The organism is Pseudomonas sp. E1MeOHC2 (assembly GCF_058745025.1).
On record NZ_CP196675.1, the window covers coordinates 4,797,134 to 4,817,984 of the forward strand.

Genomic DNA, 20,851 nt, shown 5'->3' on the forward strand with positions numbered 1-20,851 from the left:
GACCTGATGAGGGGTAGGCATGAGCCCAAGTGCTCGGCTGATAGAACACCTGGCATAGACCGGAAATCTGGATAACCGACCCAGAGGTACCCACAGATGTCGAACGAATCGAAATGCCCGTTCCATCAAACCGCAGGTGGCGGCACCACCAACCGTGACTGGTGGCCTGACCAGCTCAACCTGAGGATCCTCCACCAACATTCTTCCAAGTCCGATCCGATGGACCCGGATTTCGACTACGCCAAAGCCTTCAAAAGCCTCGATTTCCAGGCCCTCAAGCAAGACCTGAAGGCCCTGATGACCGACTCCCAGGCGTGGTGGCCCGCCGACTTCGGCCACTATGGCCCGCTGTTCATCCGCATGGCCTGGCACAGCGCTGGGACTTACCGTATTGGTGATGGCCGAGGTGGCGCAGGCTCGGGTCAGCAACGCTTCGCGCCGCTCAACAGCTGGCCGGACAACGTTAGCCTGGACAAGGCCCGGCGCCTCCTGTGGCCGATCAAGCAGAAGTACGGCAACAAGATTTCCTGGGCCGACCTGATCGTCCTCACCGGTAACGTTGCGCTGGAGTCCATGGGCTTCAAGACCTTTGGTTTCTCTGGCGGGCGCGCCGATGTGTGGGAGCCGGATGAGGACGTGTACTGGGGTTCGGAAAAGGTCTGGCTGGGCGGCGATACCCGCTACGGCAAGGAGCAGGTCAAGGCCCAGCCACCCGGTGAAGGTGACTTGGTGGCCGAACCTGCCAAGCACGGCGAAGAACAGAACCGCGACCTGTCCGCCGAGCGCAACCTGGAAAACCCGCTGGCCGCCGTGCAGATGGGCCTGATCTACGTCAACCCGGAAGGCCCTGAAGGCAACCCCGACCCGGTCGCGTCGGGCAAGGACATCCGTGAGACGTTCGGCCGCATGGCCATGAACGATGAGGAAACCGTAGCCCTGATCGCGGGTGGCCATGCGTTCGGCAAGACTCATGGCGCCGGCCCGGCCGATAACGTCGGCCCCGAACCGGAAGCCGCAGGCCTGGAGCAGCAAGGCCTGGGCTGGGCCAACACGTTCGGCACCGGCAAGGGAGGCGACACCATCACCAGCGGCCTGGAGGTGACCTGGACGTCTACTCCAACCCAATGGAGCAACGAGTACCTCAACAACCTGTTCAACTTCGACTGGGAGCTGACCAAGAGCCCGGCCGGCGCGCACCAGTGGCGGCCTAAGGAAGGCAAGGGCGCAGGCACCGTGCCGGATGCCCATGACCCGAGCAAAAAACATGCGCCATCCATGCTCACCTCCGACCTGGCGCTGCGTTTCGACCCGATCTACGAGCCGATCGCCCGGCGCTTCAAGGACAACCCCGAGCAGTTGGCGGATGCGTTCGCCCGTGCTTGGTACAAACTGATCCACCGCGACATGGGCCCGCTTGCGCGCTACCTCGGGCCGGAAATGCCCAACGAAGAGCTGCTGTGGCAAGACCCGCTGCCCAAAGCCGACCCGTCGTCGCTGAGTGAGCAGGATATCGCTGGGCTCAAAACCAAGGTCCTGGCTTCGGGCTTGAGCGTGGGCGAGCTGGTTTCTGCTGCCTGGGCATCCGCTTCGACCTTCCGTGGGTCCGACAAGCGCGGTGGCGCCAATGGTGCACGCTTGCGCCTGGCGCCGCAGAAAGACTGGGCCGCAAACCAGGGCGTGGGCAAGGTGCTGGCGGCACTGGAGAGGATCCAGAGCGAGTTCAACAACGGCGGCAAGAAGGTCTCCCTGGCCGACCTGATTGTGCTGGCGGGTACCGCAGCGGTGGAAAAGGCAGCCAAGGATGCGGGTTACAGCGCCAGCGTCGCGTTCCGCCCCGGTCGCGTCGATGCTTCGCAGGAACAGACCGATGTCGAGTCGTTCGCGGTGCTGGAACCGTTGGCAGATGGCTTCCGCAATTTCACCAAGGACCGTTACAGCGTCAAGGCCGAGAAACTGCTGCTGGACAAGGCCCAACTGCTGACGCTGACTGCGCCCGAGCTGACCGCGCTGATCGGTGGCCTGCGCGTGCTGGGCGCCAACCACGGTGGCAGCAAGGATGGGGTGTTTACTGACAAACCCGGTACCTTGAGCAACGACTTCTTCCGCAACCTGCTGGACATGGGCGTGGAGTGGAAGCCGACGTCGGCTGACAACGAGCGGTTTGAGGGCCGTGACCGAAATACCGGGCAGGTGAAATGGACGGGTAGCCGCGTTGACCAGGTGTTCGGCTCCCATGCCCAGTTGCGCGCTCTGAGCGAGGTGTATGGCAGCAGCGATGGCCAGGACAAGTTCGTGAAGGCCTTCATCGCAGCGTGGGTCAAGGTGATGGAGCTGGACCGCTTTGATTTGAGTTGAGTGCATGACCGGAGCTGCTTTGCAGCCCATTCGCGGGCAAGCCCGCTCCCACAGGATCAGCACCGTCTCAAGCCTGGTGTTGGACCTGTGGGAGCGGGCTTGCCCGCGAATGGGCCGGTAGCCATCCCACCAATTCAGAAACGGGGTGGACCATTGCGATCTTCCTGTGCAAGCTGAGGCGTGATTCGTCGGGGGCATTGAGAAACACAGGCCTCGCATGATTCTTGTTGTTATAGGTCGTTACCCGGTCGATCTACACCCCGGGCTGGCGGCCAGGAATGGACCTGATTGCAAACAGAAGGTGAACCAACGTGAACCCCGAATCCATGCTGGCGGCGCTGCCAGGTTTCGCCATCGCGCCTGAGGCGATCCAGGTAGTGCCCGATGCAGCGGCCTACCGCAGGTGCCTGCTTGAGCGCATCGCGGCGGCGACCCGGCGCATCGTCATCGTCGCCTTGTACTTGCAGGAAGACGAGGCCGGGCAGGAAGTGCTGGATGCCCTGTACCAGGCCAAGGCCGCGCGGCCAGGCCTGGAAATCGTCATTGTGGTTGATTGGTTCCGTGCCCGTCGTGGCTTGCTGGGGGGCGGGCGCCAGCCTGGCAATGCCGCCTGGTACCAGGCCCAGCGCCAGCTGCGTGGGCTGGACGTGGTGATCCATGGCGTGCCGGTGCAGACCCGTGAGCTGTTTGGCGTATTGCACCTCAAAGGCAGCATCATTGACGACTGTGTGATCTACACCGGTGCCAGCCTCAACAACGTGTACCTGCACCGTTTTGACCGCTACCGGTTGGACCGCTATCACGTGTTCGAGTCGCCCGCGCTGGCCGATGCCATGGTCGATCTGGTGCGTCGTCTACTGCACCACACGGCTACGCCGCGCCTCGACCTGCCGGCGCCGCCCGCCACCCGCAGCTTGCGCGGTGACATCCGGCGGCTGCGTGCGCGGCTGCGGCGCATGGTCTATGACGTGCCGACTGGCGAAGCGGGGCAGGGCTTGCGGGTCATCCCTCTGCTTGGCGTCGGGCGGGGCAATCCGCTCAACAAAGCACTTTGCGCACTGCTGGCCGGTGCGCGCGCGCAGATCATCATCAGCACACCCTATTTCAATCCGCCTCGGGTATTGATGCGCGAAATCGACCACGCGCTAGACCGTGGCGTGCGGCTGGAGCTGATCGTCGGCGATCGCACTGCCAATGACTTCTATATCGCCCCTGGCGAGCCGTTCAGTGCCAGCGGCGCATTGCCTTACCTTTATGAGGATAACCTGCGCGCCTTTACCCGTCGTCGCCAGGCCGCGCTTGCCAGTGGCCAGCTCGAAGTGCGGATCTGGAACGATCCCGGGCACACCTTTCATGCCAAGGGGCTGTGGATCGACCAGCGTTTTTCGCTGCTGACCGGTAACAACCTCAATCCGCGTGGGTTCAACCTGGACCTTGAGAATGGCCTGCTGATCGATGACCCCGAAGGGCAGTGGCTGGTGCCGCGGGAGGCGGAGTTGGCGGGGATACGCCGGCATGCAAGGAAAATCGACTCAGCGGCCGAGCTGGGGGTCAAGGCCGAGCACCCCAAGGAGGTACGCAAGTTGCTCCGGCGGTTGCGCTACAGCCGGCTGGAACCGTTGATCAAACGGGTGCTTTGACGGTGAGCGAGCGGGGCTGGCTTCTTGATTGTTTTTTTGGTGTTGGTTTTGATGGCTGGGGTTGATCCAGTGGCGGCGCTGACGCTTAGTCACCTCGGCCTTGCTCCCGGGAGGACCGCGCTGTAGGGCCCATCCTGGGCCCCAGCGCTTGACGGGCATCCTTGCCCGTCACCTCCCTTCGCAAGTCCTGCGCTCGGCCTCCTGAGTCGCTGAAGGTCAAAAGCCAGATCAAGATCAAAAGCAGATCAAGATCAAGATCAAGATCAAGCGCTAGGCCATTGTTTTCAGGTCACTACCTGGTAGCACGGCACATACGCGGCACCGCCCGGCAACTTCATCCGGTGCTGGTCGACGAACGCTTGTAACAACCGGCCCAGTGGCTCCAGTACCGCACTGTCGCCACGGATCTGGTACGGCCCGTGTTCTTCGATCAGGCGGATGCCTTTGTCCTTGACGTTACCTGCAACGATGCCGGAAAACGCTCGGCGCAGGTTGGCGGCCAGTTCATGCGGCGGCAGCTCGTGGCGCAGGGCCAGCTCGGCCATGTTGGCGTGGGTCGGGTCGAACGGGTGCTGGAAGCCTTCATCGATCTTCAGCAGCCAGTTGAAGTGGAAGGCGTCATTGCGCTCGCGACGGAACTGCTTGACCTCCTTGAGCCCCTCGACCATGTGCCGCGCCACTTCGGCCGGGTCATCGATGATGATCTGGTAGTGGCCTTGGGCGGCTTTACCGAGGGTGGCGCCGACGAAGGCGTGCAGTTGCAGCAGGAACGGCTCGGCACTGCGCGGGCCGGTGATGACGACCGGGAAGGGCAGGCCTTGGTTGTCCGGGTGCATGAGAATGCCGAGCAGGTAGAGGAACTCCTCGGCAGTACCGGCGCCGCCCGGGAAGATGATGATCCCGTGACCGACACGCACGAAGGCTTCAAGGCGCTTCTCGATGTCTGGCAGGATCACCAGCTCGTTGACGATCGGGTTGGGCGCCTCGGCGGCGATGATGCCCGGCTCGGTCAACCCCAGGTAGCGGCTGCCGTGCATGCGTTGCTTGGCGTGGGCGATGGTGGCGCCCTTCATCGGGCCCTTCATCACGCCAGGGCCGCAACCGGTGCAGACGTCCAGCTTGCGCAGGCCCAGCTCGTGGCCGACCTTTTTGGTGTACTGATATTCCTCGCTGCTGATCGAGTGGCCGCCCCAGCACACCACCATCTTCGGTTCCACGCCGGGGCGCAGGGTGCGGGCGTTGCGCAGCAGGTGGAACACGTAATCGGTGATGCCCTGGGAGCTTTCCAGGTCGATGCGCTGGCTGGCCAGCTCACTTTCGGTGTAGACGATGTCGCGCAGGGCGCTGAACAGCATTTCACGGGTGCTGGCGATCATCTCGCCATCGACGAAGGCATCGGCCGGGGCGTTCAACAGCTCAAGGCGTACGCCGCGGTCCTGCTGGTGGATACGCACCTCGAAGTCCTTGTAGGCCTCGAGGATGGTCTTGGCATTGTCGACATGCGCGCCGGTATTGAGAATGGCCAGGGCGCACTGGCGGAACAGGGTGTAAAGGCTACCGGTACCGACTTCACTCAGTTGCTGCACTTCACGTTGCGACAGCGTCTCCAGGCTGCCTTTGGGGCTGACGGATGCATTTATGACATGGCGTTGAGGCATCTAAGTCTTTCCTGTGCGGGTAAAACATCCTTCTTTGACACCACCATACCGAGAAATGTGGGCGGCAACGAGGGGGGCGCTGAAAAACCTTGAGACCGCGTCGCTTTATTCGCGGGCAAGCCCGCTCCCACAGGTTTGGCGCAGGCTCTGGAAGCAGGCAACGCGGTCTCAGATCACCCGAGCAGCTTCTGCACCCCGAGGGTAATCGCCAGCCCACCCCCCACCAGCCACAGGTTCAGGATTGCCCCGGTAAGCAGCGCCCGTGGCCCTGCCTGGCGGATCTGGCTGAAGCGCGTTTCCATCCCCAGTGCCGTCATGGCCATGGTCAAGGCAAAGGTGTCGAGGCTGTTGATTGCCTGGGTCACATTGCCGGGCAGCACCTGCAGCGAGTTCACCAGCACCAGGGCCAGGAAGCCGAACGCGAACCAGGGCATGGCGATGCGCCCGTTGCCTTGCCCTTGACCTGCTTTGCGCGAACGGCTGATCCACAGCCCCACCACCAGCAGCACCGGTACCAGCAACATCACCCGGGTCATCTTCACGATGGTGGCGATATGCGTTACCTCGGGGCTGACGTTGCTCGCTGCGCCTACCACCTGGGCCACTTCGTGGAGTGTGCCGCCCAGGAACAGGCCGGCGCCCAGGGTATCCAAGTGCAGCCAGCCGGCATTGATGGCCAGCGGGTAAAGGAACATCGACAGGGTCCCGAACAGCACCACGCTGCCGACTGCCATGGCACTTTTATGCGGGGCGCTGCGCAGCGCCGATTCGAAGGCCAGCACCGCAGCGGCGCCGCAGATGGCACTGCCGGCAGCGGTGAGCAGCGCGGTGTCGCGGTCCAGCTTGAGCAGCTTCATGCCACACCACAGGCCGATCAACAGGGTGCTGACCACCACCAGCAACGAAACCGTCAGCCCCGACCAGCCGACTTCGGCGATTTCCTGCAGGCTAACCCGCAGGCCGAAAAATGCCACCGCGATGCGCAACAGCCCGCGGGCCGAGAAGTTGATACCAGCGGCCCAACTGGCCGGCACACCATCGCGCAGCGCGTTGCCGTACAAGGCACCAGCGACGATACCGACAATCAATGGGCTGATACCCAGATTGGCGATGGCAGGCAACGCCGCAAGCTGAGTGACGGCAAGCGCGAACAGGGCGACGAACAGAATGCCATTGAGCCGCCCTCGGGTAGAGAGGGTAGGCGTGTAGGCGGGGTGGGACGGAACCGTGGCCATGTGAGTCCTCCGGGAAAAGTATTTCGACAAGGCCTACGTTAATCTGGTTATAAGCTTATAAAAAATCGTAATTTAGGATGTGAAGTATCCGTTTAGCTGATATTTTGAATTCATGACCCCAGAACAGCTGATAACATTCGCCACCGTCGCCGAGCATGGCAACATCAGCCATGCGGCCCAGGCTTTGCACCTGTCGCAGCCTGCGGTGTCCGGGCAGCTCAAGTTGCTGCAGGAGGCGTTCGGCGAACCTCTCTACCAACGCGCCGGCCGCGGCGTGCGGCTCACGGCTGCGGGGGAGCAGTTGCTGGCCCATGCCGAGCGCCTGCGCGATACCTTTCGCCAGGCTCAGGCCCTGCGCGAGGCGATGCGCGGCCTGGAGCGCGGCAGCTTGCGGATCGGCGCCAGTACCACGCCGGCCAGCTATCTGCTGCCTTATCTGATCGCCGACTTCCATGCCCGCTACCCCGACGTGTCGGTGAGCACCTCTAATGGCAACACAGCTGAAATTGTCGCCGCGCTGGGCAGTGTCGATATCGCCTTGATCGAGGGGCCTCCCGGGCAGGAGCTGCCCCTGGGCACCGGGGTAACGCCGTGGCGTGAGGACGAGATCGTCGCAATCGTGCCCAGTGGTCATCCGCTGGCAGGTGAAGAACAGCAGACCCTGGAGGCGCTAGGTGCCTACCCACTGGTGCTGCGCGAGAGTGGCTCGGGGGTGAGGCAGATTGTCGAGCGGGCGTTTGCCCGCAATGGCGTGGCAATGCGCGTCGCGCTGGAGATTGCCGGGGTAGAGGGGGTAAAGGAGGCGGTGCGGGCAGGGATGGGTATTGGCTTTGTGTCGGCCATGTCGATTCGGCATGAGGATGGCGTGTTGCGGCGGTTGCGGATTGCACCGCAGCCGTTGGTGAGGCGCTTTTCTATCTTGATGCCCCATGCGGCCACGCCCTCGCGGGCGGCGGCGCGGTTCATGGCGTTGTGTGTGGGGCCCCAGGAAATGGGCTGACGTTAAACACATGCTTGAGAGGCCGCGAGGTTCTCATCGCGGCAGCGAAACTAGCCGCATCGCAGCGCATCGAGCAGGCGGGTGCCCTTGAGCCCGGCGACGAGCTCAGGGCGATGCCTGGCTCAGTAGTTTATGCCGCCGCCAGTTTGGCACTGGTCTGCCGACGACGATACGCACTGTCGCGGCTAGCCAGCCACCAGTACAACGGCGAGGTAATTACCAGCCCCACCAGCCACGACAGGTCTGCGCCGTTGATGTGCTCGGAAATCGGCCCGACGTACAGCGGCGTATTCATGAACGGGATCTGCACCACGATACCCACTGCGTAGGCAATCAGTGCCTGCGGGTTGTAACGCCCGTAGATGCCACCATCGACCTTGAAGATCGACTGGATGTCGTAGTCACCCTTGTGGATCACATAGAAGTCGATCAGGTTGATCGCGGTCCAGGGCACCAATACCACCAGCAGTACCAGCACCATGTCGACGAAGTGGCCGATGAAGTCCTTCGAGGCGAACACGGCCACCACGCTGCAGGCTGCCAGCACGATCAACGACAGCACCGCGCGGCTTTTGGCGGTGGGGATCCAGCGGTAGGCGAACGTCTGGATCAGGGTGATGATCGACAGCACCGCGCCGTACAGGTTGAGGGCGTTGTGGCTGATCACGCTGAGCAAGAACAGCACCAGCATGATCGGGCCGAGGGTGCCGGTGGCCAGTTTGACCGCGTCCATGGTGTCCATGCCGGCCGGGATCGCCAGCACCGCCACGGCGCCGAAGATGAACGACAGGCTCGAACCCAGGGCCGAACCCAGGTAGGTGGTCCAGAAGGTCGAACTGACCTTGACGTCGGCCGGCAGGTAGCGCGAATAGTCCGACACATATGGGGCAAAGGCGATCTGCCACAGCGCCGCCAGCGACACCGTAGCCAGCCAGCCGGCCAGGTTGAAGCCGCCGCGGGTGAGGAAGTCGTCGCTCTGCACGTGGGTGAAGATATAGCCGAAGCCGACCACGATGCCAATGCCCAGCACCCAGGTGCCGATGCGGTTGAGCACGTGGATGAAGCGGTAGCCGATGATGCCGATGATGCCCGACCCCAGCGCCCCGATGACGATACCCACCGGAATGGGCACGGCCTCGACCACGCCATGCAGCGACTTACCGGCCAGGACGATGTTGGAGGCGAAGAAGCCGATGTACATGACCCCGGCGATCACCACTACCAGCAGTGCGCCGAGCGAGCCGAACTGGGCGCGGCTTTGGATCATCTGTGGGATGCCCATCTGTGGGCCCTGGGCCGAGTGCAGCGCCATCAGCACCCCGCCGACCAAGTGGCCGACCAGGATGGCGACGATGCCCCACACCAGGTTCAGGTGAAACAACTGCACGCCGAGCGCGCCGGTGACGATGGGCAGCGGCGCGATGTTGCCGCCGAACCACAGTGTGAACAGATCCCTTACCTTTCCATGGCGGTCTTGCGGGGGCACGTAGCCGATCGTGTGTTTTTCTATGAGGGGTGCCGAGTTGGCTGCACTGGTCATGACTGACTCCAAGGCAAGGTAGGGCATCGGGTACTGCCCGGGTGCGTGCCGGCGAAGGGCGACGCGTTCTTGTTGGAGGGATGATGCGGGGTGTGGGGATAACGAGAAATTAGTAAATATGTGCCCATAAACCTTAAAAAACCTAAGGCTGACAAAAGCTTAAGGGACGAGTGGTAGCAAGGACCGGGCCACCAGGCTGGAAGGCCTGGGCCTCGGGGGTTGGCGTCATCCGGGGTACTGGCGGGGGGAGCCGGGATGGTGCGGAGTGTGCGTTTTCAGTGCAGATAAATAGTTCACCTGTGCCGGCCCTTTCGCGCCGGACCGCCGCGAAAGGGCCAGTACAGGCGAGCAGCTACATCGGCAACAGCCGGTCTTGAATCACCTCTTTCATCACCAAAGTCGAACTCAACCGCTTCACATTGGGAACGCTGGTCAGGTGTTCGTCATACAGTTTCTGAAACGCCGGTAGGTCCTTCGCCACCACGTGCAGCAGGTAGTCCGGGTCGCCGAACAGCCGCTGCGCTTCGACGATCTGGGGGATCTCGGCCAGCGCCGCTTCGAAGTCCGCCACCGGCTGGCGCGTTACCTCGCGCAGGGTGACGAACACCAGGGCGGCGAAGTTCAGCCCCAGTGCGGCCGGCGCCAAGCGTGCGTGGTAGCCGAGAATGGCGCCGGACTCTTCCAGCGCCTTTAGCCGGCGATGGCAGGGCGACAAACTCAACCCCACGCGATCCGCCAACTCGGTCACCGAAAGGCGCCCATCTTTTTGCAGCTCGGCAAGCATTTTGCGATCAGTTCTGTCCACTGAGAAGAATCTTCCAGTATTTGTGCGATAGCAGGGAATATACGAAAGAAAATGCCCCGAAGGAATCCGTAATCTTTCTGCATCCCAAGCCAAGATAAAAGGAAGATTCAAGTGGCAATCAGTGTGCTGACGGCGTTCTGGGCCGTGTCGTTGCTGTTCGTGATTACCCCGGGTGCCGACTGGGCCTACGCCATCTCGGCGGGTATGCGCGGCCGCTGGGTGATGCCGGCGGTGGCCGGCATGTTGTCCGGGCATTTTCTCGCGACCCTGGTGGTGGCGGCAGGCGTGGGCAGCCTGCTGGCAGGGCACCCGCTGGCGTTGATGTTGCTGACCCTGGCGGGCTGTACCTACCTGCTGTGGCTGGGCGGTAACCTGCTGTTGAGCCCCGGCGTGCCGCAAGCGGGGCAGGATGGCGTGGGGGAGTCGGGTTCGCGCTGGGCATTGAAGGGCTTTTGCGTGAGTGGGCTGAACCCCAAGGTGTTCCTGTTGTTTCTTGCCTTGCTGCCGCAATTTACCGACCCGCAATCGAGCTGGCCCGTGCCGTTGCAGATCCTGCTGCTGGGGTTGGTCCACCTGTGCAGCTCGCTGGTGATCTATTCGCTGGTGGGCTATGGCGCCAAGGCCGTACTGAGTACTCGACCTGGGGCGGCGAAGATGGTCGGGCGGGTATCAGGCATGGCGATGATCGCAGTGGCCCTGGGGTTGATTGCCGGGCAGTTGCGCTGAAGCTACCGGCGCTGGCGCCGCTCGGATACACTCCTCGCTACTTTTCGCACAACCAGGACGTGCCCCATGCCCGAAATCACCCAACTGCTAACGTTCGCGCTGATCTGCCTGGGCATGGTGCTGACGCCAGGCCCGAACATGATCTACCTGATTTCCCGTTCGATTTGCCAGGGTCGCAATGCCGGGTTGATATCCCTCGGCGGCGTGGCCCTGGGCTTCGTCATCTATATGCTCTGCGCTGCACTGGGCATCAGCGCGCTGGTAATGGCCGTGCCGTTTGCCTACGACGTGCTGCGCATCGGTGGCGCCTTGTACCTGCTGTACCTGGCGTGGCAGGCCGTGCGGCCCGGCGGTAACTCGCCATTCCAGGTCCGCGATCTGCCCGCGGACAGCCCGCGGCGGCTGTTCACCATGGGTTTTGCCACCAGCTTGCTGAACCCCAAGATCGCCGTCATGTACCTGTCGCTGATGCCGCAGTTCATCGAGCCCGGTCACGGCAGTGTGCTGGTGCAGTCGTTGGTGCTGGGCTGTACTCAAATTGCCATCAGTGTATCGGTCAATGCGGTGATCGCCGTGATGGCCGGGTCCATCGCCGTGTTCCTCGGTGGGCGGCCGCTGTGGCAGCACGTTCAGCGCTGGTTGATGGGCACCGTGCTGGCCGGCCTGGCCGTGCGGATGCTGGCCGAAGGGCGCCGTTGAAAAAGGCGTAAAAACTGCGGATAAGGCGCTGGTCCGGATCCTTGAACGGCAGCCGTTTTTAACGGCAGCCGTTATTCAGCGTATGAAATGCACCTTGCCGGTGTCGTCATTGCCCATGTAGATCCCGTACACCCCGGCTTGGCGCTCGAGGATGTAACGTTCGAGAATCTGCCGTATCGCCGGGTAGTAGATCTCTTCCCAAGGGATTTCATTTGGCTCGAAGAACTTGTAGGCCAAGGTCTCCGGCCCGAACTGCCCGGTCTCTTGCGTGGCGATGGCGCGGAAGATGATGTACACCTCGCTGATCTTGGCCACGCTGAAGATCGAGTAGGGCGAGACGATTTCGGCATGCACGCCGCTTTCTTCCCAGACCTCGCGCAACGCCGCCTGTTCGGTGGTTTCGCCCGCTTCCATGAAGCCTGCGGGCAAGGTCCAGGTGCCGGGGCGCGGCGGGATGGCGCGCTGGCACAGCAGGTACTTGCCATCACGCTCGATGATGCAGCCGGCGATGATCTTCGGGTTGATGTAGTGGATGTAGCCGCAGCCGGTGCAGTGCAGGCGTTCGTGGGTGTCGCCTGTGGGAACGCCCCGGGCCAGTTCTGTGGTGCAGTGCGGGCAATAGCGCGGGGCGTTGGGCATGGTCAGCGGCCTATGCGGGGTTCTATACGTGGCTCTTTGAGGGCCAGGGGCTCGACCATGTCGCGCACCTTGGGGTTGTCATCTTGCTTCTGACGCAGGTAGTCCAGGGCTACCTTGGCGGCGGCGCGGACGTGATCGACCGAGGCCTGGTGAGCGACCAGCGGATCGCCGCCCTTGATCGCTTCGACGATCTTTTCCATTTCTCGGTTGCTGGCGCCGCGGCGGTTCTCCTGCGACACCGAGGTGGCGCGCAGGTAGCTGATGCGGGCCTGCAACTGGCGCAGCTGCTGGGCGGCAACCTGGTTGCCGGAGCCTTCCAGAAGCACATCGTAGAAGCCTTGCACCGAGTCGAGCACCTGTTGCAGTTCGCCTTCTTCAAGGGCTTCGCGGTTGACTTCCAGCGCGCGTTCCAGGGCACGAATGTCCTTGGCCTTTGCGTTGAGGGTGAACAGCTGCACGATCAGGCCTTCGAGCACGCAGCGCAGCTCGTAGATATCGCGGGCGTCTTCCAGGGTGATGATGGCCACGCGCGGCCCTTTGGCGTCGGCGAACTCGACCAGGCCTTCGGACTCCAGGTGGCGCAGGGCTTCACGCACCGAGGTGCGGCTGACCCCGAGGCGATCGCAGAGATCGCGCTCTACCAGGCGGTCACCTGGCAGCAGGTGGAAGTTCATGATCGCGGCGCGCAGCTTGTCGAGCACGATTTCGCGCAGGGTAACGGGGTTGCGGTTGACCTTGAAGCTGTCGTCGAGTGGCTGGCGTTTCATCAGGTGCGCTCTTTATGAGGCTGTTGCGCCAACCCGCGGAGCACCCCGAACCGGGTGCTGCTCCTTGCGGTGGTTCGAACAGCCCGTTGTTAACGGGTTGACTCCGCATCGGCTTCGGCGAACGCTTCGCGGGCCAGGCGGAAACTGTCCACCGCCGCGGGTACGCCGCAATAAATGCCGACCTGGAGCAGGATCTCGCGAATCTGTTCTCGGCTCAGGCCATTACGCAATGCGCCGCGGATATGCAGCTTGAGTTCGTGGGGCCGGTTGAGCGCGGAAATCATGGCCAAGTTTATCATGCTGCGCTCTTTGAGCGACAAGCCATCGCGGCCCCAGACATGGCCCCAGCAGTACTCCGTGACCAGTTCTTGCAGCGGTTTGGTGAACTCGTCGGCGTTTTGGATGGAACGGTTGACGTAGTCCTCGCCCAGCACTTGGGTGCGTATCTGCAGGCCTTTATCGTACTTTTCGTTGCTCATTGCCTTGCTCCGAATCAAAACAGGGGCCGCAACCGAGGGTGAGTGGGTAGCGCGGCCCCTAAAAAGGGGTATTGGGGCCGCTTTGCGGCCCCAGCCATTTCAAATTCAGCCTAGCGGTGGCAGGGCGCCCAGCTTGCCTTTGTGATAGACCATCGGGGTGACCGGATTGGCCGGCAACACCAGGTTCTTCACCGCGCCGACGATGATCGCGTGGTCACCGCCGTCGTACTCGCGCCACAGTTCGCACTCGATGATCGCCGTGGCCTTGGCCAGCAGTGGGTTGCCCAGCTCGCTCAGGTGCCAATCGATACCTTTGGCCTTTTCCTTGCCCTTGCCGGCGAAGGCATAAGCCTCGGCAGTTTGGTCGGCGGACAGCAGGTGAATGGCGAACTGCTTGCTGTCGCGCAGGATCGGGTAGGTGTCGGAGGCGTAGTTGGGGCAGAACAACACCAGCGCCGGCTCGATCGACAGCGCGCTGAACGCGCTGGCGGTGATACCGACGATGCCGCCGTCGGCGTCCAGGGTGGTAACCACCGTGACGCCGGACGGGAAGGAGCCCATCACGTCTTTGTAGATGCCTGGTTCGATCATCTCGTGCTACCTCTTAACGCATCACAAACGGGTCGGGCATGGGCGCGGTGGACAGGTTGATCCACACGGTCTTCAGCTCGGTATAGGCCAGCACCGAATCGATGCCGCTTTCACGGCCGTAGCCGCTGTTCTTGAAGCCGCCGATCGGCGCCATGGCCGAGACCGCGCGATAGGTATTGACCCAGATGATCCCCGAGCGCACGTCGCGGGCCAGGCGGTGGGCGCGGCCCAGGTCGCGGGTCCAGATGCCGGCGGCCAGGCCGAACTGCGAGTCGTTGGCGATTTCCAGGGCTTCTTCCTCGGTCTTGAAGCGAATGACCGCAGCCACAGGGCCGAATACCTCTTCCTGCATGATGGTCATCGAGTTGCTGTCGCACTCGAACAGGGTGGGCTCGTAGAACCAGCCGTCACCCTCGACCTCGGCACGCTTGCCCCCCAGGTGCAGCTTGGCGCCTTCGGCCTTGGCCGCAGCGACCAGGCCTTCGACCACGGCCAGTTGCTGGGCGGTGGCCATCGGCCCCATTTCACTGGCGTCGTCCTGCGGGTTGCCGATGCGGATACGCTTGGCACGCTCGACCAGGCGGCTGACGAATTCGTCGAAGATCTCGTCCTGCACCAGCAGGCGCGAACCCGCCACGCAGCTTTGCCCGGAGGCGGCATAGATACCGGCCACGGCGCCGTTAATGGCGCTGTCCAGGTCGGCGTCGGCAAAGATGATGTTCGGCGACTTGCCGCCCAGCTCCAGCGACAGCTTGGCGAAGTTCTCGGCGCTGCTGCGCACCACATGGCGGGCGGTGGCGGCGCCGCCGGTGAAGGCGATCTTGCGTACCAGCGGGTGGCGGGTCAGCGCTGCACCCGTGCTTGGGCCGTAGCCGGTGACCACGTTGACCACGCCAGGCGGGAAGCCGGCCTCATGGGCCAGGCGGGCCAGTTCGAGGATGGTCGCCGAGGCATGTTCGGAGGGCTTGAGCACGATGGTGTTGCCGGCGGCCAGGGCCGGGGCCAGCTTGATCGCGGTCAGGTACAGCGGGCTGTTCCACGGGATGATCCCGGCGACCACACCGATCGGTTCGTGCACGGTGTAGGCGAACAGGTCCGGCTTGTCCAGGGGTAGGGTGCCACCTTCGAGCTTGTCGGCCAGGCCTGCGGTGTAGTGGAAGAACTCCGGCAGGTAGCCGACCTGGCCGCGGGTTTCGCGGATCAGCTTGCCGTTGTCACGGCTCTCCAGCTGGGCCAGGTGCTCCTTGTTCTCGGCGATCAGGTCACCCAGCCGGCGCAGCAGCTTGCCGCGCGCGGTGGCGGTGATGCTGCGCCAGGCTTTGCTTTCGAAAGCACGCTGGGCGGCCTGCACGGCCAGCTCCACATCGGCTTCGTCGGCGTCGGGCAGTTGCGCCCAGGCCTGGGCGGTGGCCGGGTTGAGGCTGTCGAAGGTCTTGCCGCTCTGGGCATCGAGCCACTGGCCGTCGATGCACATCTGGAAACGTACGAGGGTCATGCAACAATCCCCTTGGCGGATTCGGTGAGGGTGCGGGCTTGCTTGAGGAAGTCCAGCAGCATCTTGTTGACTTCACGCGGTGCTTCCACCGGCATCATATGCCGTTGCTCGGCGAGGACCACGCAGTGGGCGCCAGGAATACTGGCGGCGAGCTGGCGGGTCATGGCCGGGGTGGAGCCCGAATCGAGTTCGCCGGTGGCGATCAGCGTCGGCACCTGGATGCTGCCCAGGTCGCTGGCGCGGTACATGTCCTGGGTGGCGAACAGCGAATAAGTGGTGTGGTAGCCGTGCGGGTCGTTGCTTGCCAGTACCTGGCGAATGGCGGCGACCTGGGCCGGGTTGGCGGCCTTGTATTCGCGGCTGAACCAGCGGTCGAGGGCGGCGTCGACGTTGGCGTCAGGGCCCAGTTCTGCAGCCTGCGCGGCGCGGGCGATCACCCCGGCACTCTGCTCGGGGGTGCGGTTGAACACGCTGTTGAGCACCACCAGCGCAGACAGCCGCTGCGGGTAGTTGAGAGCAAATGCGCGTGCCACCAAGCCGCCCATGGAGAAGCCGATCACGGTTGCCTGGGCAATCTGCAGGTGGTCGAGCAGCTCGGCGAGCTGGGCAGCGTAGCCTTCCAGACGGGTGTCGGCGGCCGGCAGCGCGCTTTGGCCGTGGCCGAGCATGTCATAGGCGATGACGCGATAGTCGTTGGCCAGGCCAACGAACTGCCCGCCCCACATTTCCTTGTTCAGGCCCACGCCGTGGATCAGCACCACGGGTTGGCCCTGGCCTTGAACCAGGTAACTGGTCCCGGCCGGTGTACGTTCAGCGACAGGCTGAATCATGGAGGGCGCTCCTTGAAGGTCGGGCGCGGCGGGTAAGCACGCCACGCCCCGGCCCGTCTTGGTTGTTGTTATTGAGCGTTGGCTTTTTCGGCAGCCAGTTCTTCCAGATCGATGTAGCGGTTACCGATGCGCGGGTGCAGACGGCCGCCGTCGGCAGCGCCCAGGACCACGACGATTTCGTCGGCACGCGGGGCGTCTTCGATCTGCATTTCCAGGGTGATGTAGTGCGAACGCAGGCCTTCGTCGTCCTTCTGCATCATCGGGATCTGGATCGAGGTGCCTGGGCCGCCGCGTTTGTTGGTGAAGCTCAGGTAGCTCTTGGCCTGTACCGCTTCGCGGTAGTGGTTGCCGAAGCGCAGGGTGTGGATCACGGCAGAGGCGTGTTCGATTTCGCCGTCGGCGCCGACGACGGCGGCTTTACCGTAGGCTTCGATCTTGTCGGCACCGCCGATGGCGGCGGTCAGGCGCTCGACCATCAGTGCGCCCAGCTCGGAGCAGTTGGCGCGGATTTCCGGCTTCAGATCTTCTACAAAACCGCGACCGGCCCATGGGTTCTTGATCACCACGGCCAGGCCGACCATGGTCACCGGCTTGTCGGTGGCCTTGCCGCCTTCGATGCGGGTCTCTTCGGAGTAGGTGACGATCTTGCGGATTTCGAAACTCATGGGTGGCTCCTGGTGAGGGTTATCAGCTCTTGTTGTCTGATGGTATACCATAATATTTGTTGCGCAAGAGGGGGCTTGAAAAATCTCATCCTGAGGGACGAAAGGTTGCTTGATCCCTTGATTTGCGCGGCTTCTGTACTGGCCTCTTCGCGGGGCAAGCCCGCTCCCACAGGTATTAATGGCTGTGGGGTACTTGTGGGAGCGGGCTTGCCCCGCGAAGAGGCCGCCGTAAAACTCAAAAAAATGCCCGCTCGCGGGGGCCACATGGGCCTCCGGGAGCGGGCTGACCCCGCAACTACTTCAGGTAAAGGGAATTCAGGCGAACGCCGGCACCACTTCGTTGATGAACAGCTCGAGCGACTTCTTCTTCTCGGCGTGGGGCAGGCTGTTGTCGCACCAGAAGCTGAACTCGTCGACACCGAGCTCCTGGTAGTACTTGATGCGCGCGATGATTTCTTCGGGCGTGCCGATCATGGTGTTCTTGCGGATGTTCTCCAGCTGGAACGCCGGTACTTCGGCAAACTTCGACTCGGGGCTAGGCTCCAGGAAACCATTGACCGGCACGGTCTTGTTGCCGAACCAGGCATCGAAGGTGCGGTAGAAACGCGAAATGGCCTGGGCGCCGACCTTCCAGCCTTCAGGCTCGAACGGGCTGTGCACGTGGGTGTGGCGCAGCACCATCAATTGCGGGCGCGGCACACCCGGGTTGTTGTCCAGCGCAGCCTGGAACTTGTTTTTCAGGTCCAGCACTTCTTCGTCACCCTTCATCAGTGGGGTGACCATGACGTTGCAGCCGTTGGCCACGGCGAAGTTGTGCGAGTCCGGGTCGCGCGCGGCGATCCACATCGGCGGTACGGCGTTGAAGGGTTTCGGCACGCTGGTGGAGGTGGGGAACTTGTACACCTCACCGTCGTGGGCGTAGTCGCCTTCCCACAGCTTGCGCACCACCGGCACCATCTCGCGCAGGGCCTTGCCACCGTCGGTGGCGGGCATGCCATTGGCCATGCGGTCGAACTCGAACTGGTAGGCGCCGCGGGCCAGGCCCACTTCCATGCGGCCGTTGCTGATCACGTCGAGCAGGGCGCATTCGCCGGCCACGCGGATCGGGTTCCAGAACGGCGCGATGATGGTGCCGGCGCCCAGGCGGATTTTCTCGGTGCGTGCGGCGAGGTAGGCCAGCAGCGGCATCGGGCTTGGCGAGATGGTGTATTCCATGGCGTGGTGTTCGCCGATCCACACGGTGCTGAAACCGCCGTGCTCGGCCATCAGGGTCAGTTCGGTCAGGTCTTCGAACAGCTGGCGGTGGCTGACCTGTTCATCCCAACGTTCCATGTGTACGAACAACGAAAATTTCATGGGGCTTTCCTCGGAGCTTGAAAGTCTCGCCTGGCGCGCCAGGCGTCAGTAATAAGGCTAGGTGCTTCAGGCGAAGGCGGGCAGGCTGGCCATCTTGCCGCGGCAATAGATCATCGGCTGCGGGGCCTGCTCGGGGACGATCACGTTGTGCACCTTGCCGACCATGATGGCGTGGTCGCCACCTTCATATTCGCGCCACAGTTCGCATTCGATGATAGCGGTGGCATTGGCCAGCAAGGGGTTGCCCAGCGCGCTCAGGGTCCACTCGATGCCGGTGGCCTTGTCCTTGCCCTTTTTCGCGAAGGCATAGGCTTCGGCTTGCTGTTCACCGGAAAGCAGGTGAATCGCGAAGCGCTTTTGCTTGATCAGCACAGGGTAGGAATCGGAGCTGTAGTTGGGGCAGAACAACACCAGCGGCGGGTCCATCGACAAGGAAGAGAAGGCGCTGGCGGTGAGGCCGACGACCGAGCCGTCGTCGTCCAGGGTGGTGATGACGGTAACGCCGGACGGGAAGGAGCCCAGGACGTTCTTGTAGACGGTTGCGTCGATCATCTCGTGTACCTCAGAAGGGCTGCGGTGGTCCGCGTTTTTTATCGTTGATGTGTCTGATGGTATACCGTAATACTCGATTTGCAAGCGGAATTTTCCCCGGTAGCAAAATCACGATGAATGGCGCAAAGCCGCATGAATAGGGGGCTTGAAGAAACATCAGCGCCCCGCAGTCGGCTGCTGAACCGGATCAGTTACAGTTTTTTAAGCCGAATCAGTGTTGTCAAAAGTTTGGAATACCATAATATGGTCCGCAGCTTAGAGGCCGCCTAGATGCGGTTTCCTTACAAAGATAAAAACGACCTTTCGAGCTGAAAACCATGTCCCAACCGTCATCGCAACACCAGTTTGTCGAGAATCACACGGTCGATTACGTTCCACCTGCCGAGCGCCATGGGAAGGCGCGCGACCTGTTCACCCTCTGGTTCAGCACCAACATTGCGCCACTGCCCATCGTTACCGGCGCCATGGTGGTCCAGGTGTTTCACCTCAACCTGCTGTGGGGGCTGATCGCCATTGTGTTGGGCCATCTTGCCGGGGGCGTGGTCATTGCCCTGGCTTCTGCGCAGGGACCGCAGTTGGGCATTCCGCAGATGGTCCAGAGCCGTGGCCAGTTTGGCCGCTATGGCGCCTTGTTGATCGTGTTCTTCACGGCGCTGATCTATGTCGGCTTCTTCATTTCCAACATCGTGCTGGCGGGCAAGACCATTCATGGCATTGCCCCGAGTGTGCCGATGCCCGGGGCCATCGTCATCGGCGCCCTCAGCGCGACGGCTATTGGCGTGATTGGCTATCGCTTTATCCATATCCTCAACCGCATCGGCACCTGGGTCATGGGCTCGGCGCTGCTGGCCGGCTTCATCATGATGTTCGTCCAGGAGTTGCCGGCTGACTTCTTCAGCCGTGGCGCGTTCAACCTGTCGGGCTTCATCGCCACCGTGTCGCTGGGCACCATCTGGCAGATCAGCTTTTCGCCGTACACCTCCGACTACTCACGTTATCTGCCTAAAGAGGTCGGCATTGCCAAGCCGTTCTGGGCCACCTATTTCGGCGCTACCCTGGGCACCATCCTGTGCTTCAGCTTTGGTGCGGTCGCGGTGTTGTGCGTGCCGGAAGGCACCGACGCGATGGACGCGGTCAAGCAAGCCACTGGCTGGTTGGGCCCGATCCTGATGGTGTTGTTCCTGCTCAACATCATCAGCCACAACGCGCTCAACCTGTATGGCGCGGTGCTGTCGATCGTCACGGCGATCCAGACCTTCTTCGCCAAATGGACGCCGAGCATCAAGGTGCGGGTGATCCTGGCTTCGGTGATTTTGCTGGGCTGTGGGCTGGTGGCGCTGAATGCCTCGGCGGATTTCATCGGCCAGTTCATTGGTTTGATCCTGGCGCTGCTGCTGGTGTTGGTGCCGTGGGCTTCAATCAACCTGATCGACTTCTACTTGATCAAGAAAGGCCAGTACGACATTGCGTCGATCTTCAGTGCCGATGGCGGCATTTATGGCCGCTTCAACCACCACGCGATTATTGCCTATGCCTGTGGGATTGCGGTGCAGCTGCCGTTTGCCAATACGGCGCTGTATGTGGGGCCGTATTCGAACATCGTCGAAGGGGCTGATTTGTCCTGGTTGATCGGGTTGCTGGTGACGGTGCCGCTGTATTACTGCCTGGCGACGCGGGGGCAGAGTGTTACGAATGCGCGGGCTGTCAGCGTGAACGACTGACAGTTGCAATTGGGGCCGCTTTGCGGCCCATCGCGGGCAAGCCCGCTCCCACAGGGACTACGCGAACCTGTAGGAGCGGGCTTGCCCGCGATGGGCTG

The 20,851-nt window shown here is 62.6% G+C and carries 19 protein-coding genes; 6 read left to right on the forward strand and 13 right to left on the reverse strand.

Going from position 1 to position 20,851, the window contains the following annotated elements; all coding sequences use genetic code 11:
• Positions 1-96: 96 nt before the first annotated feature.
• On the forward strand, positions 97-2,355 hold the full coding sequence (katG, locus tag ACSSU5_RS21765; RefSeq protein WP_492559790.1) for a catalase/peroxidase HPI: 2,259 nt from the start codon (positions 97-99) through the stop codon (positions 2,353-2,355).
• A gap of 311 nt (positions 2,356-2,666) precedes the next feature.
• Positions 2,667-3,995: a CDP-diacylglycerol--serine O-phosphatidyltransferase gene (gene pssA / locus ACSSU5_RS21770; protein ID WP_492559791.1), complete on the forward strand. Its 1,329-nt coding sequence runs from the start codon at positions 2,667-2,669 to the stop codon at positions 3,993-3,995.
• Between the two features lie 284 nt (positions 3,996-4,279).
• On the opposite strand, the gene ppnN is transcribed toward pssA, so the two are convergent.
• The gene (gene ppnN, locus ACSSU5_RS21775) at positions 4,280-5,653 is read right to left on the reverse strand and encodes a nucleotide 5'-monophosphate nucleosidase PpnN (protein WP_264313670.1); all 1,374 of its coding nucleotides are present in this window, start codon (positions 5,651-5,653) and stop codon (positions 4,280-4,282) included.
• A 173-nt stretch (positions 5,654-5,826) separates the two neighbouring features.
• Positions 5,827-6,888, reverse strand: a complete 1,062-nt coding sequence (locus ACSSU5_RS21780; RefSeq protein ID WP_492559792.1) for a YeiH family protein — start codon at positions 6,886-6,888, stop codon at positions 5,827-5,829.
• A 112-nt stretch (positions 6,889-7,000) separates the two neighbouring features.
• On the opposite strand from ACSSU5_RS21780, the gene ACSSU5_RS21785 reads away from it, so the two are divergent.
• A complete protein-coding gene (locus tag ACSSU5_RS21785) occupies positions 7,001-7,888 on the forward strand; it encodes a LysR family transcriptional regulator (RefSeq protein WP_264313668.1) in 888 nt (295 codons plus the stop codon).
• A gap of 130 nt (positions 7,889-8,018) precedes the next feature.
• On the opposite strand, the gene ACSSU5_RS21790 is transcribed toward ACSSU5_RS21785, so the two are convergent.
• Together ACSSU5_RS21790 and ACSSU5_RS21795 are read right to left on the reverse strand one after the other, a co-directional pair.
• Positions 8,019-9,428, reverse strand: a complete 1,410-nt coding sequence (locus ACSSU5_RS21790; RefSeq protein ID WP_492559793.1) for a purine-cytosine permease family protein — start codon at positions 9,426-9,428, stop codon at positions 8,019-8,021.
• 352 nt (positions 9,429-9,780) lie between these two features.
• Positions 9,781-10,233 (reverse strand): Lrp/AsnC family transcriptional regulator, encoded by a 453-nt coding sequence (locus ACSSU5_RS21795; protein WP_264313666.1) that lies wholly within the window; start codon positions 10,231-10,233, stop codon positions 9,781-9,783.
• A gap of 111 nt (positions 10,234-10,344) precedes the next feature.
• Here ACSSU5_RS21795 and ACSSU5_RS21800 point away from each other — a divergent pair, with 111 nt between their 5' ends.
• Positions 10,345-10,959 carry a LysE family translocator gene (locus tag ACSSU5_RS21800; RefSeq protein WP_264313665.1) on the forward strand — a complete coding sequence of 205 codons (615 nt, stop codon included), beginning with the start codon at positions 10,345-10,347 and terminating at the stop codon, positions 10,957-10,959.
• Between the two features lie 66 nt (positions 10,960-11,025).
• Positions 11,026-11,658 (forward strand): LysE family translocator, encoded by a 633-nt coding sequence (locus ACSSU5_RS21805; RefSeq protein ID WP_264313664.1) that lies wholly within the window; start codon positions 11,026-11,028, stop codon positions 11,656-11,658.
• Between the two features lie 75 nt (positions 11,659-11,733).
• On the opposite strand, the gene ACSSU5_RS21810 is transcribed toward ACSSU5_RS21805, so the two are convergent.
• The 9 genes from ACSSU5_RS21810 to ACSSU5_RS21850 form a co-directional block, all read right to left on the reverse strand.
• Positions 11,734-12,297 (reverse strand): NUDIX hydrolase, encoded by a 564-nt coding sequence (locus ACSSU5_RS21810; RefSeq protein ID WP_264313663.1) that lies wholly within the window; start codon positions 12,295-12,297, stop codon positions 11,734-11,736.
• A gap of 2 nt (positions 12,298-12,299) precedes the next feature.
• Complete coding sequence (locus tag ACSSU5_RS21815) at positions 12,300-13,064, reverse strand: GntR family transcriptional regulator (protein ID WP_264313662.1); 765 nt, start codon at positions 13,062-13,064, stop codon at positions 12,300-12,302.
• Positions 13,065-13,153: 89 nt separating this feature from the next.
• Positions 13,154-13,543, reverse strand: coding sequence for a carboxymuconolactone decarboxylase family protein (locus ACSSU5_RS21820; RefSeq protein WP_232884454.1), 390 nt, complete (start codon positions 13,541-13,543; stop codon positions 13,154-13,156).
• 105 nt (positions 13,544-13,648) lie between these two features.
• Positions 13,649-14,134 (reverse strand): flavin reductase family protein, encoded by a 486-nt coding sequence (locus ACSSU5_RS21825; protein WP_264313661.1) that lies wholly within the window; start codon positions 14,132-14,134, stop codon positions 13,649-13,651.
• Between the two features lie 13 nt (positions 14,135-14,147).
• Positions 14,148-15,629: an aldehyde dehydrogenase gene (locus tag ACSSU5_RS21830; RefSeq protein WP_264313660.1), complete on the reverse strand. Its 1,482-nt coding sequence runs from the start codon at positions 15,627-15,629 to the stop codon at positions 14,148-14,150.
• On the reverse strand, positions 15,626-16,459 hold the full coding sequence (locus tag ACSSU5_RS21835) for an alpha/beta fold hydrolase (RefSeq protein WP_264313659.1): 834 nt from the start codon (positions 16,457-16,459) through the stop codon (positions 15,626-15,628). The genes ACSSU5_RS21830 and ACSSU5_RS21835 overlap by 4 nt, the downstream gene beginning before the upstream one ends.
• 68 nt (positions 16,460-16,527) lie before the next feature.
• The gene (locus ACSSU5_RS21840; RefSeq protein ID WP_003256068.1) at positions 16,528-17,124 is read right to left on the reverse strand and encodes an amino acid synthesis family protein; all 597 of its coding nucleotides are present in this window, start codon (positions 17,122-17,124) and stop codon (positions 16,528-16,530) included.
• Between the two features lie 315 nt (positions 17,125-17,439).
• A complete protein-coding gene (locus tag ACSSU5_RS21845; protein ID WP_492559794.1) occupies positions 17,440-18,480 on the reverse strand; it encodes an LLM class flavin-dependent oxidoreductase in 1,041 nt (346 codons plus the stop codon).
• A gap of 66 nt (positions 18,481-18,546) precedes the next feature.
• Positions 18,547-19,032 (reverse strand): flavin reductase family protein, encoded by a 486-nt coding sequence (locus ACSSU5_RS21850; RefSeq protein ID WP_492559795.1) that lies wholly within the window; start codon positions 19,030-19,032, stop codon positions 18,547-18,549.
• A gap of 317 nt (positions 19,033-19,349) precedes the next feature.
• Between ACSSU5_RS21850 and ACSSU5_RS21855 the strand changes: the two genes are divergently transcribed.
• Positions 19,350-20,753 (forward strand): purine-cytosine permease family protein, encoded by a 1,404-nt coding sequence (locus tag ACSSU5_RS21855; RefSeq protein WP_492559796.1) that lies wholly within the window; start codon positions 19,350-19,352, stop codon positions 20,751-20,753.
• Positions 20,754-20,851: the final 98 nt, after the last annotated feature.

What these genes read in the sequence shown, in the direction of transcription:
- ACSSU5_RS21810 (WP_264313663.1), bottom strand. Translation starts at nt 12,297, where the DNA reads ATGCCCAACGCCCCGCGCTATTGCCCGCACTGCACCACAGAACTGGCC.
- ACSSU5_RS21850 (WP_492559795.1), bottom strand. Translation starts at nt 19,032, where the DNA reads ATGATCGACGCAACCGTCTACAAGAACGTCCTGGGCTCCTTCCCGTCC.
- ACSSU5_RS21785 (WP_264313668.1), top strand. Translation starts at nt 7,001, where the DNA reads ATGACCCCAGAACAGCTGATAACATTCGCCACCGTCGCCGAGCATGGC.
- ACSSU5_RS21845 (WP_492559794.1), bottom strand. Translation starts at nt 18,480, where the DNA reads ATGAAATTTTCGTTGTTCGTACACATGGAACGTTGGGATGAACAGGTC.
- ACSSU5_RS21840 (WP_003256068.1), bottom strand. Translation starts at nt 17,124, where the DNA reads ATGAGTTTCGAAATCCGCAAGATCGTCACCTACTCCGAAGAGACCCGC.
- katG (WP_492559790.1), top strand. Translation starts at nt 97, where the DNA reads ATGTCGAACGAATCGAAATGCCCGTTCCATCAAACCGCAGGTGGCGGC.
- ACSSU5_RS21805 (WP_264313664.1), top strand. Translation starts at nt 11,026, where the DNA reads ATGCCCGAAATCACCCAACTGCTAACGTTCGCGCTGATCTGCCTGGGC.
- ACSSU5_RS21780 (WP_492559792.1), bottom strand. Translation starts at nt 6,888, where the DNA reads ATGGCCACGGTTCCGTCCCACCCCGCCTACACGCCTACCCTCTCTACC.
- ACSSU5_RS21815 (WP_264313662.1), bottom strand. Translation starts at nt 13,064, where the DNA reads ATGAAACGCCAGCCACTCGACGACAGCTTCAAGGTCAACCGCAACCCC.
- ACSSU5_RS21855 (WP_492559796.1), top strand. Translation starts at nt 19,350, where the DNA reads ATGTCCCAACCGTCATCGCAACACCAGTTTGTCGAGAATCACACGGTC.
- ACSSU5_RS21825 (WP_264313661.1), bottom strand. Translation starts at nt 14,134, where the DNA reads ATGATCGAACCAGGCATCTACAAAGACGTGATGGGCTCCTTCCCGTCC.
- ACSSU5_RS21820 (WP_232884454.1), bottom strand. Translation starts at nt 13,543, where the DNA reads ATGAGCAACGAAAAGTACGATAAAGGCCTGCAGATACGCACCCAAGTG.
- ACSSU5_RS21790 (WP_492559793.1), bottom strand. Translation starts at nt 9,428, where the DNA reads ATGACCAGTGCAGCCAACTCGGCACCCCTCATAGAAAAACACACGATC.
- ppnN (WP_264313670.1), bottom strand. Translation starts at nt 5,653, where the DNA reads ATGCCTCAACGCCATGTCATAAATGCATCCGTCAGCCCCAAAGGCAGC.
- ACSSU5_RS21830 (WP_264313660.1), bottom strand. Translation starts at nt 15,629, where the DNA reads ATGACCCTCGTACGTTTCCAGATGTGCATCGACGGCCAGTGGCTCGAT.
- ACSSU5_RS21835 (WP_264313659.1), bottom strand. Translation starts at nt 16,459, where the DNA reads ATGATTCAGCCTGTCGCTGAACGTACACCGGCCGGGACCAGTTACCTG.